This window comes from Rhodococcus sp. IEGM 1372, from assembly GCF_030056835.1.
GTDB lineage: Bacteria > Actinomycetota > Actinomycetes > Mycobacteriales > Mycobacteriaceae > Rhodococcoides.
Genome location: NZ_JASHKS010000051.1, coordinates 1 through 10243, shown reverse-complemented (window position 1 = coordinate 10243; position 10243 = coordinate 1). Strand labels below are relative to the sequence as shown.

Annotated in this window: 10 protein-coding genes; 9 read left to right on the top strand and 1 reads right to left on the bottom strand. The window is 65.9% G+C overall.

Annotated elements, in window-relative coordinates:
• Window positions 1-95: 95 nt before the first annotated feature.
• Window positions 96-1937 carry a flavin-containing monooxygenase gene (locus tag QM590_RS23855; RefSeq protein ID WP_269596632.1) on the bottom strand — a complete coding sequence of 614 codons (1842 nt, stop codon included), beginning with the start codon at window positions 1935-1937 and terminating at the stop codon, window positions 96-98.
• A 229-nt stretch (window positions 1938-2166) separates the two neighbouring features.
• Here QM590_RS23855 and QM590_RS23850 point away from each other — a divergent pair, with 229 nt between their 5' ends.
• The 9 genes from QM590_RS23850 to QM590_RS23810 all read left to right on the top strand — a co-directional run bounded on the left by QM590_RS23850 (window position 2167) and on the right by QM590_RS23810 (window position 10169).
• Window positions 2167-3225: a 2,3-butanediol dehydrogenase gene (locus QM590_RS23850; RefSeq protein ID WP_269596633.1), complete on the top strand. Its 1059-nt coding sequence runs from the start codon at window positions 2167-2169 to the stop codon at window positions 3223-3225.
• Window positions 3222-3989, top strand: a complete 768-nt coding sequence (locus QM590_RS23845) for an acetoin reductase (RefSeq protein WP_269596634.1) — start codon at window positions 3222-3224, stop codon at window positions 3987-3989. Before QM590_RS23850 ends, QM590_RS23845 begins: the two co-directional genes overlap by 4 nt.
• 44 nt (window positions 3990-4033) lie before the next feature.
• Window positions 4034-5326, top strand: coding sequence for a GAF domain-containing protein (locus tag QM590_RS23840; RefSeq protein ID WP_269596635.1), 1293 nt, complete (start codon window positions 4034-4036; stop codon window positions 5324-5326).
• Between the two features lie 22 nt (window positions 5327-5348).
• Window positions 5349-7406, top strand: a complete 2058-nt coding sequence (locus tag QM590_RS23835; protein WP_269596636.1) for an FUSC family protein — start codon at window positions 5349-5351, stop codon at window positions 7404-7406.
• Between the two features lie 34 nt (window positions 7407-7440).
• Window positions 7441-8067, top strand: coding sequence for a HEAT repeat domain-containing protein (locus QM590_RS23830; RefSeq protein WP_269596641.1), 627 nt, complete (start codon window positions 7441-7443; stop codon window positions 8065-8067).
• Between the two features lie 9 nt (window positions 8068-8076).
• A complete protein-coding gene (locus tag QM590_RS23825) occupies window positions 8077-9078 on the top strand; it encodes a HEAT repeat domain-containing protein (RefSeq protein WP_269596637.1) in 1002 nt (333 codons plus the stop codon).
• Window positions 9075-9416 (top strand): cupredoxin domain-containing protein, encoded by a 342-nt coding sequence (locus QM590_RS23820; RefSeq protein WP_269596638.1) that lies wholly within the window; start codon window positions 9075-9077, stop codon window positions 9414-9416. The genes QM590_RS23825 and QM590_RS23820 overlap by 4 nt, the downstream gene beginning before the upstream one ends.
• 31 nt (window positions 9417-9447) lie before the next feature.
• The gene (locus QM590_RS23815) at window positions 9448-9858 is read left to right on the top strand and encodes a DUF2752 domain-containing protein (RefSeq protein ID WP_269596639.1); all 411 of its coding nucleotides are present in this window, start codon (window positions 9448-9450) and stop codon (window positions 9856-9858) included.
• A gap of 113 nt (window positions 9859-9971) precedes the next feature.
• Entirely contained in the window at window positions 9972-10169 is a 198-nt protein-coding gene (locus tag QM590_RS23810; protein ID WP_094640895.1) for a hypothetical protein, read from the top strand.
• Window positions 10170-10243 lie beyond the last annotated feature (74 nt).

The window sequence follows — 10243 nt, the reverse complement described above, 5'->3', positions numbered from 1 at the left end:
GCGCCGCCGCGGGCGGGGGCGGGGCGGCGGGGGTCGGGGCCGCCCGCCCCGGGGGGGGGCCGCCCCCGCCCCCCCCCCCCCCCCCCACCACTGCATCACCGAAGGTGATGCACTTCCTGCAGCCCGTAGACCGGGGTGTCGATGCCCTCGTAGCGCGCCTTGATCTGCAGCGCGAGGTAGAGCGAGTAGTGCCGCGACTGGTGCAGATTGCCGCCGTGGAACCAGAAGTTCTCCTGCTGCGTCGGCTTCCACATGTTGCGCTGCTCGCCCTCCCACGGACCGGGATCCTTGGTGGTGTCCGAGCCGAGGCCCCAGCATTTGCCGACCTTGTCTGCGGTCTCCTGATCGATGAGGTCTGCCACCCAGCCGTTCATCGAGCCGTAGCCGGTGGCGTAGACGATCAGATCGGCAGGCAGTTCGGTGCCGTCGTCGAGCACGACGCCGGTCTTGCTGATCCGATCCACCTGCCCGGCAACGAGTTTGATCTTCCCGTCCGCGACCAGCTCGGACGCGCCGACATCGATGTAGTAGCCCGAGCCGCGGCGCAGGTACTTCATGAACAGCCCGGACCCGTCGTCGCCGAAATCGAGCTGGAAGCCGGCCTTCTCCAGCCGATCGTAGAAGTCCTTGTCCTGTTCCGCGATCTGCTGATACACCGGAATCTGGAACTCGTGCATGATCCGGTACGGCAACGATGCGAACGTGAGATCGGCCTTACTAGTGGTCATTCCGGACTCGACAGCCCGCTCGGAGTACAGATCACCCAGCGCGATCTCACACAGAGAATCGGACTTGACGATGTGCGTGGACGAGCGCTGCAGCATCGTCACATCGACGCCCGTCTCGTACAGCGCCTTGCAGATGTCGTGCGCGGAGTTGTTGGAACCGACCACCACGACGCGCTTGCCGACATAGGCGTCGGGACCGGGGTGTTCGCTGGAATGGTGCTGCTCACCCTCGAATTCGTCCATGCCGGGGAAGTTCGGCACGTTCTTCTTGCCGGACATTCCGGTGGCCATCACCAGCTGCTTGGGCCGCAGGATCACTTCCTCGCCGTCGCGGTCGAGAACGACGGTCCACTCCTTCGCCACCTCGTCGTAGGTAGCGGACTTCGCGGTGGTCTTGGTCCAGTAGGGGACCTCCATGACCTTGGTGTACATCTCGAGCCAGTCGCCGATCTTGTCCTTCGGCGCGAACACCGGCCAGTTCGGCGGGAACGGCAGGTACGGCAGGTGGTCGTACCAGACCGGGTCGTGCAGACACAGGGACTTGTAGCGGCCGCGCCACTGGTCGCCGGGGCGCTCGGCACGGTCGACGACGATCGCAGGCACACCGAGCTGACGGAACCGAGCGCCGAGAGCGATACCGCCCTGGCCTCCGCCGACGACGAGGGCGTACGGCTGCACGCTGTAGCCGAGTTCCTTCTCCTCGATCTCCTTCTTCTCCGCCCAGTTCTGGGTATCGGCATTCGAGCCGTGCACCGCGCCCTTGATGCGGGACTTTCCCTGACGCTCCTCGTGCCCCTTGAGCTCCTGCATCGTGGTCAGCAGCGTCCACGCGACGTCCTGGCCGGTATCGGCGTCGACGGTCAGCCGCAGGTGACCCTTGCCGCGGCTGGTCGCGGTCTCGAACTCGATCCACGCCGAGACGACGCCGTCTGCCTCGTCGGGAGTCTCGGTGGTGCGGAAACCCGTCGGATCGGTGTCGTCGAGCCGCTCGGAGAGCATGTCGGACACGCCGTCGCGTCCCTCCACCGTCTTCAGATTCCAGGTGAAGGTGACGAGATCGCGCCAGAAGCTGCTGACGGCGAACATGCCGGCAACGCGAGGAATGTCGCGTGCGACCAGCGCCTGCTCGAACTCCGACAGCCAGGCGTCGACCCGTTCCTGCGGGGTGTGGGTGCGGGCGATGTCGACCGGCTCGATGGTCTGGGTCATCAAAACTCCTAGCGGTGTGCGGGACCTTCTGTGTGACCCAGCACACTCCTTTAAGGGTGGGTGGTCGAGAGTTGCAGGGGGTTGCAGTGCGAATCCGGTGCAGCTGACCGCGCTCAGCGCGGTCGAATGCACCCGATTTCGAGGGCAGTGACTGCAACGCGCTGCAACCCTGTCCGAAGTGGTCGGCGTCACATAGACATGAGTGCATCCGACGATCAGGAGTGAAGCGATGCGCGCAGCTGTGTACTACGGCCCCAACAAGGTGGAGATCACCGACGTACCCGAGCCGAATCCAGGTGAAGGGCAGGTCAAGATCCAAGTCGGGTTCAACGGAATCTGCGGAACCGACTTGCACGAGTACTACGCCGGCCCCATCTTCATCCCCACCTCGCCGCATCCGCTGACCGGTCAGGAGATGCCGCTGGTGCTGGGCCACGAGTTCTCGGGCACGGTCACCGAACTCGGCAAGGGTGTCACCGACATCAACGTGGGCGACCGCGTCGCCATCGAGCCGCTCTACCGCTGCGGGCACTGCGGCCCGTGCCGCGCGGGCAACTACAACATCTGCGCGCAGATCGGCTTCCACGGACTGATGTCCGACGGCGGAATGGCCGAGTACACCGTGGTGCCCACAGACATGATTCATGCCTTGCCCGACAACGTCTCCCTCGAACTCGGTGCGCTCGTCGAGCCGATGTCGGTCGCCTATCACGCTGCGACACTCGGGGATCCGAAGCCCGAGGACACCGCGATGGTGTTCGGGGCCGGTCCCATCGGCATCGGACTGTGGTTCGCGCTGCGCGGCAAGGGCGTCGAGAACGTGTACGTTGTCGAACCATCGCCGACGCGTCGAGCATCGATCGAAGCCCTGGGCGCGAAGACCCTGGACCCGACGGCTGTCGACGTCCCCGCCTTCATCGCCGATCTCACCGACGGCAACGGAGCCGACGCGATCTACGACGCGGCCGGCGTGCAACCTGCCGTCGAGACAGCGCTCGGATGCATCGGTGCGCGAAAGCCACTGGTCAGCGTCGCGATCTACGAGAAGCCACTGACCACGCCGCTGCAGAAGCTGGTGATGAACGAATCCCGCATCCAGGGCTCGCTCTGCTACACCTCGGCCGACTACGAGGCCGTCATCGATCTGATGAGCCAGGGCCACTACGACACGACGGGCTGGGTGGACAAGATCACGCTCGACGGAGTCATCGACGACGGCTTCGAGGCGCTGCATGCGGGCACCAAGATGAAGGTTCTGGTCGACCCTTCCACCGGAGCAGCGTCATGAGCGCGGTGCTGGTGACCGGCGCGGGCCAGGGCATCGGCCGAGCCATCGCGCTGCGGTTGGCGAACGACGGACACGACATCGCCCTGGTGGACCTGGCCGAGGACAAGATCGCCGGCGTCGCCGATGAAGTGCGTGAAACCGGCTCGAAAGCAACGACATTCGTGGCCGACGTCAGCGACCGCGACCAGGTGTTCGCCGCCGTCGAGCATACGCACGAGGCGCTCGGCGGGTTCGACGTCATCGTCAACAACGCGGGCATCGCGCAGGTTGCCCCGCTCGACGATGTTCGCCCCGAGGACACGAAGAAGATCTGGGCCGTCAACGTCGACGGTGTGCTGTGGGGAATTCAAGCTGCCGCAGCGAAATTCAGGTCTCTCGGCCAGAAGGGCAAGATCGTCAACGCGTCGTCGATCGCCGGTCACGACGGGTTCGCGATGCTCGGGGTATACAGCGCAACGAAATTCGCCGTTCGCGCCCTGACCCAGGCCGCAGCGAAGGAATACGCGGCCGAGGGGATCACCGTCAACGCGTACTGCCCCGGCGTGGTGGGCACCGATATGTGGGTCACCATCGACAAGCGTTTCGCCGAGCTGACGGGCGCAGCGGAAGGCGAGACCTACGACAAATTCGTCGGCGGCATCGCCCTGGGTCGTGCGCAGACCCCCGAGGATGTCGCGGCGTTCGTCTCGTATCTCGCCGGGCCCGACTCGGACTACATGACCGGCCAGGCACCGTTGATCGACGGCGGTCTGGTCTATCGGTAACCCCCGTTCATGTCGATCTGTGAGCTGGAGCACAATTGACTGTGATGACGCAGTCGACAGGTCCTGAACCTGCGCTGGCGGCCGGCGAAGACCCGCGCCGCTACGCGCAGATTCTCACTGCCGTGTACGACGCGACCATGACCGGCGGCAAGTCGCCTGCACGTCCCCGCGAGGTCATCGGGGACTCGTGGCGTCGGTTGCAGACCTTGGGCATCGACCCCGAACTGGGCAACCCCGCCGAGACGCAGATGGACGTCTCCGATCTCGAGCTGAGCCGTCGGGAATCGGGGCTGTTCGACATCCTCGACGATCTGGCCCGCGGCCTGGAATCGGTGGTGCAGGACGGCGACAACATCCTCGTCGTCGCCGATCGGCACGGCCGCGTGCTGTGGCGCAGCGGATCGACGGCGGTACTGGACCGCGCCGACGACCTCGGCTTCGTGGAAGGCGCCAACTGGGCCGAGGACTCGGTGGGCACCAATGCCATCGGCACCGCGCTGGTCTCCCGGCGCGCGGTGCAGATCTTCTCGGCCGAACACTATGTGCGCAGCCATCATTCATGGACGTGTGCCGGTGCGCCCATCCGTGATCCGCGAACCGGTCAGGTGCTGGGAGCCACCGATGTCAGCGGCCCGGCCAAGACTGTCCACCCCACCACCATCGCACTCGTCGACGCCGTCGCACGGTTGGCGGAATCTCAACTGCGGGAACTTCATCGGAGCACCCTCGATCGACTGCGTTCGGTGGCCGCACCGATGCTCGCGCGCCTGCAGTCCCCGGCCCTCGCGGTGGACGCCAACGGCTGGGTCGCGGCTGTCGAATCGGTGGCGCTGCGCAATCGCATTCTGCTGCCCGAGGATCTGGCGACCGGACGCTTCTGGCTGCCGACCCTCGGCGTGTGCGACTTCGAACCCCTGCCCGGTGGCTGGCTCGTCCGACCCACCAGCACGATGGATTCCGGCGTCGCCGATGTCGGATCGACGAGAATTCGCATCGACCTACGCAATTCGCAGAAACCTCGCATCGAAGTGCGCAGCGAGGTGGGGGAGTGGACCCACGAGCCGACGCCCCGGCACGCAGAAATTTTGTACCTTCTCGCCACGCATCGGCAGGGGCGAACCGCGTCGCAGATGGCCGCCGATCTGTTCGGCGACGACGGACGTGCCATCACCGTGCGGGCCGAGATGTCGCGGCTGCGCAAACACCTCGCCGGCATCATCTCCACGCAGCCGTACCGACTGGACGAATCTGCGACCGTCGAACTGGTCATGCCATCGGACATGAGCCGATTGCTGCCGCATTCGTCGGCCCCGGCGATCCGGGCGGCACGGGGTTGAGCCGTAGCGCAGAATCGGGGGAATGAACCGCCTCGCCCGAATCCTCGACGCCTCGGATCCGGGACAGGTACGGCTGCGCGGTGCGTCGGCGACGACGCTGACGGTATTGCTGGCGATGGTGACGCTGGTGCTGATCACGCGCGCCATCGGGCAGCCGGTGACGGTGGCGATGCTCGGAACCGTCGTGGCGATGCAGGCATCGGCGGCGGTGAAGGACAAGGACCAGCACAGTCGGCTGGTCACCACCGCACTGATGGCGTTGCCTGCCTCGGCGGCAGTGACGTTGGCGGCGCTGCTCTCCGAGCTCGGCAAGGTCGCCGACGTCGGATTCATCGCGGTGTTGTTCACGGCCGTGTGGGTGCGCCGTTTCGGCCCGCGCGGCACGGCGCTGGGCATGGTCTCGTTCATCTCGTACTTCTTCGCGCTGTTCCTGCGCGCGACGCCGGGGCAGCTGCCGATGCTCATCGCGGCGATCCTCGGCGGCTTGGTGATCGCCCTGTTCGTCCGAGCGGTCATCTTCCCGGATCGGCCGATCGTGGAGGTTCGTCGGTTGCTGTTCGCCATGCGGGCGGTCTCGGTGTCGGTGCTGGAGGCGGCGTCGGCAGGGGAAAGTCGCGACCTGAACCTGGTGCGCCGCAGACTCGACCGACTCGGCAACACGGCGCTGATGATCGACGACTGGCTCGACCGACACGATGCCGGGCAACTGCTCAGCGTCACGAGCACCGATCTGTCGCTCCGCGTGTTCGACGCCCAGATCGCCACCGAGCAGCTCGTCAGCTCACTGTGGGCTCTGGATCCCGCGAAACCCTGGCCGACATCACTGGGGCAGGCGACCACGGCACTGGGGTCGGTTCTGCAGAACACACCGTCCGCGGAGCAGCTGCGCGCGGCCCGTCGGTTGGCGTCCACAGCAGCTGAGCGCGCCGACCCGTCCACCCTCGCGGGGATCGCTACGGTCTCGGCGCAGCGAGCTGTGCAGGCGCACATCGCTATTCATCACATCACCACCAATGCCGTCTCGGTGTCGGCGACCGCCGCTGTGGAGCCGTCCGAGGCGGCGGTGAAGGACACGCCGAGCGGACTCGACCCCAGCACCAAGGCCGCCATCCAGGTGGCCGTCGCCACCAGCGCGGCGACCGTACTCGGCGAACTGGTCTCACCCGACCGTTGGTACTGGGCCGTACTGACGGCGTTCCTGGTGTTCACGGGGGCGTCGACGCGGGGTGAAATCCTCACGCGGGCAAGCCAACGCGTCCTCGGCACCATCGCGGGTGTACTCGCCGGGGTGGTGATCGCCGCGCTGGTGGGCAACAATCAACCCCTGCAGTTGGTGCTGATCGTCGTCTGTGTCTTCTTCGCGTTCTATCTGGTGACGGTGGCGTATGCGCTGCTGTCGTTCTTCGTCACCATTCTGCTCGCGATGCTCTACGGGCTACTGGGCACCTTCAGTATCGAGGTGCTCGAGCTGCGGATCGTCGAGACCGCCGTCGGCGGCGTGGTCGGTATGGTATCCGCCTACTTCATCTTCTCGACGAGTACTCGAAAGACGTTGGTGGACAGGGTCGATACCTACCTCGAGCAGTTGGACGCGTTGATCGAATCGAGCGTGGAATCGGTCATCGCTCCGGGCGAAGGGACCGACCTGGTGGCGTCGACGCGCACGCTCGACAATGCCTTGAAGGATGTAGTGACGGCCGGAAAGCCGCTGGTGCTCGGGCCGACGACCCGCAGCAGGCGAGGCGCGAAACGACTGTTGCGAGTGCTGGCAGTCAGCGGCCGATCTGCTCATGCTCTGGCCCGCGCGGGTGTGCTGGCCTCCCGCGCCGACGCGGGAACGGCTCCGACGGCCGAGACTGCCCAGGCACTGCGCGACGCGGCGGCCCTGGTGCGCGACACTGTAGGCCACGTCGAGGCAGCCGTTGCCGGAAATCACGTCGAGCCGCCGGAGAAGATCACCGAGACAACGGTATTGGATGTGCTGCTCACCTCCACCAACGCGCCCGGTCCGCTGCGGGGTGCGGTGCGCGCACTGAACACGATGAACCGAACTCTCGCCGATGTGTTGACTCGGGGTTGACCCTCACATCGTGACAAGGTCTTGGCTGACGGCCATGAACGAACTACTTCGGCACCACGCTTCTTCGGTTCGGCTTCGAGCCGCGCTCGATATCGGCACCGCGCCGGACCTGCAGTTTCTCGACGCGCTGATGCAGCGTTGCGCCGTCGAACCGGACTTTCAGGTGCGAGAAGTGTTGACGTGGGCGCTGATTCGACTTCCCGCTTCGGCGACGGTTCCGCGGTTGATCGAGGAGGTGCGCACGGGCGGCGCGCAGGCACGCAGCCAGGCGTTGCATACGTTGTCCAAGATCCAGAACCCGTCGGTGTGGGAGGCGATCACCTCTTCCGTGCTTGTTGATCCGGACGACGAAGTGGCCCGAAGCGCATGGCGAGCCGCAGTGGTTCTGGTGCCGGCAGGAAGCGAATCAGCATTGGCGACAATGCTCGCCACCCAACTCGGCCGAGGTGGGCACGACGTCCAGCGAAGTCTGAGCCGCGCTCTGGTGGCACTGGGGTCGGTAATCGAGCCGATGCTGCGGGAGGCCGCGTCGAGCAGGGATCCAGCCGTTCGCGCCCATGCGCAAGCAACCGAGGCGCTGCTCCGAGACCCGGACGCCGGATTCGCAGTGTTCGAGGCCAAACGTGTCGATGCCCTTGGCGTGGTCGACTCTGCGGGGTGAGATAGAACGATGTTGATCGGTGAGGTGGCGCGGCGGTCGGGCGTCAGTGCGCGCATGCTCCGGCACTACGACAGGCTCGGACTCGTGCGCCCGACCTCGCGCAGCGGCACCGGCTACCGCGAGTACTCCCCGGATGATGTTCGACGCCTCTTCCACGTCGAGTCTCTGCGTTCGCTCGGGTTGTCTCTGCACGACGTCGGGCGAGCGCTCGACGACCCGAACTTCGCGGCCTCGGGACTCGTCGACGAGCTCGCCGCCCGAACGGAGGAACGCATCGCTCGGGATACCGAGTTGCTCACGCGGTTGCGTCGCATCGGCGACCTGCGGCCGGCGGACTGGGAGGACGTACTCGACACTGTGGCGCTGCTGAGTGATCTCGGGTCCGTCAGTGCAGGGAAGCGGCAGACGGCGGCGCTGTCCTCCGTCGGAGATCGACCCATTCCGGCAGCCGCCCTGGCCGAGGCGGTGCTGCGTGAGCCCGCAACCAACGTGGCCGGCGCACTGCGGTGGGCCCTCGCTCAGTCGGGTGGGGACGCGATCGGGCCGCTGCAGGAGGGCCTGGATTCTTCGGACCCCGAGGTACGACGCCGCGCCGTGGATACCGTCGTCGAGATATCTCACCCCGATGCCACCGAACTACTGACCGAGTCGCTGGTCCACGACGACGAGCAGGTCCGTCGGGTCGCTGCACTGGAACTCGCGACTCGAGGCGTCGTCGACGCCATTCCGACACTGATCGCGATGGTGCACGACGGCACGAACGACGTGGATGCCGCTGATGCCCTGGGCGTGCTGGGATCCGCCGACTCGATCGTGGCGGCGTTGATGGACGGCATCGACGACTCTGTGGTGCGACAGCGAGTGACACAGGCGTTGGCGAGCATTCCGGGCTCGGCGGCGTTGCAGGCACTGCAGCAACTGACCCAGGATTCGGAGCGATCGATCGCACTGACGGCTCAGTACATCCTCGGCCGGAGGGAACGAACACCTTCGGTACCGTCGGAGTCATGAAGGCATTCGGACTGCTCGCGGCATCGATGATCATGTTGACTGCCTGCTCCACCGCAACCACCCCGGCCGCACCCGCCGAACCCGTTGCCGAGAACCAGGTGACCGTCGCCGATCGGATGTACTCGCCGAAGTCACTGACGATCTCCGTGGGGGACACCGTCACCTGGGTGTTCGCCGACCGCGGCATGGCCCACAACGTGGTTGCCGACGACAACTCGTTCCGAAGCGCTTTGATGGAGACCGGACAGTTCACGCACACCTTCGATACCGCGGGCACCTTCACCTACCACTGCACCCCGCATCCGGACATGACGGCGACGATCGTCGTTGAACCTTGATGGATGCTGGAACCGTGATGGACTGGTAGTCATGACGGCACCCGCCCGATCGCGCAGCATCGCCGCACCTCTCGGTGTTGCCGCTGCGGCTGTCGGTGGGGCAGTGCTGCTGCACGTTCGTGACCCTCGCACTTCGGCGTACCTTCCCTGCCCGTTTCACGCCCTGACCGGATTGTGGTGCCCCGGATGCGGCACGACCCGGGCTCTCGGTGACCTCACCCGCGGAGACATCGCGGCGGCTGCGTCGAGCAATGTCGGTGCGGTCGTGGTTGCCGTCGGCGCGCTCGCAGTGTGGGCGCTGTGGTTGCGGGCTCGCTGGACCGGACGCCCGCTCGAGTTCCCGCGATTCAACCGCCCGACGGTGATCGTGATGATCGCCGTCCTCACCGTGTTCACCGTGGTGCGCAACACCCCATGGGGCACCGCGATCGCCCCGACCTGACCCCCCTAGGAGTTGGACATGCTGCTGGAAATCTTCTCGATCATCGTGCTGCTGGGCGTGCTCATCGCGCTCATCCCCACGGCCCGCCGCGTCTTCAAGAAGGGTGACGACGAATGAGCGACTCGCTGAAGGATCGCGTGCGCGCGAAACTGCTCGCGCAACTCGCCGACGACGGAGGAACGGCCGCCGAACAAGCCGAGGGCGATGACCCACGCTTGAACGCACTGCGCGACGACCTCGAAGCACTCGATGCTGCGCAGGACGGGGATCCGGTGATCGACGACATCGCCGCAAGACACTGGGTGCCCTGACCGCCCTCCCCCTGGGGAGTCAATGTGACTGTGAGTATGGATATGTCCGGTTGATACTGGATATCTGCAGTGGG

Coding starts and splice junctions, on each gene's coding strand:
- QM590_RS23855 (WP_269596632.1), bottom strand. CDS start 1,937: ATGACCCAGACCATCGAGCCGGTCGACATCGCCCGCACCCACACCCCG.
- QM590_RS23850 (WP_269596633.1), top strand. CDS start 2,167: ATGCGCGCAGCTGTGTACTACGGCCCCAACAAGGTGGAGATCACCGAC.
- QM590_RS23845 (WP_269596634.1), top strand. CDS start 3,222: ATGAGCGCGGTGCTGGTGACCGGCGCGGGCCAGGGCATCGGCCGAGCC.
- QM590_RS23840 (WP_269596635.1), top strand. CDS start 4,034: ATGACGCAGTCGACAGGTCCTGAACCTGCGCTGGCGGCCGGCGAAGAC.
- QM590_RS23835 (WP_269596636.1), top strand. CDS start 5,349: ATGAACCGCCTCGCCCGAATCCTCGACGCCTCGGATCCGGGACAGGTA.
- QM590_RS23830 (WP_269596641.1), top strand. CDS start 7,441: ATGAACGAACTACTTCGGCACCACGCTTCTTCGGTTCGGCTTCGAGCC.
- QM590_RS23825 (WP_269596637.1), top strand. CDS start 8,077: ATGTTGATCGGTGAGGTGGCGCGGCGGTCGGGCGTCAGTGCGCGCATG.
- QM590_RS23820 (WP_269596638.1), top strand. CDS start 9,075: ATGAAGGCATTCGGACTGCTCGCGGCATCGATGATCATGTTGACTGCC.
- QM590_RS23815 (WP_269596639.1), top strand. CDS start 9,448: ATGACGGCACCCGCCCGATCGCGCAGCATCGCCGCACCTCTCGGTGTT.
- QM590_RS23810 (WP_094640895.1), top strand. CDS start 9,972: ATGAGCGACTCGCTGAAGGATCGCGTGCGCGCGAAACTGCTCGCGCAA.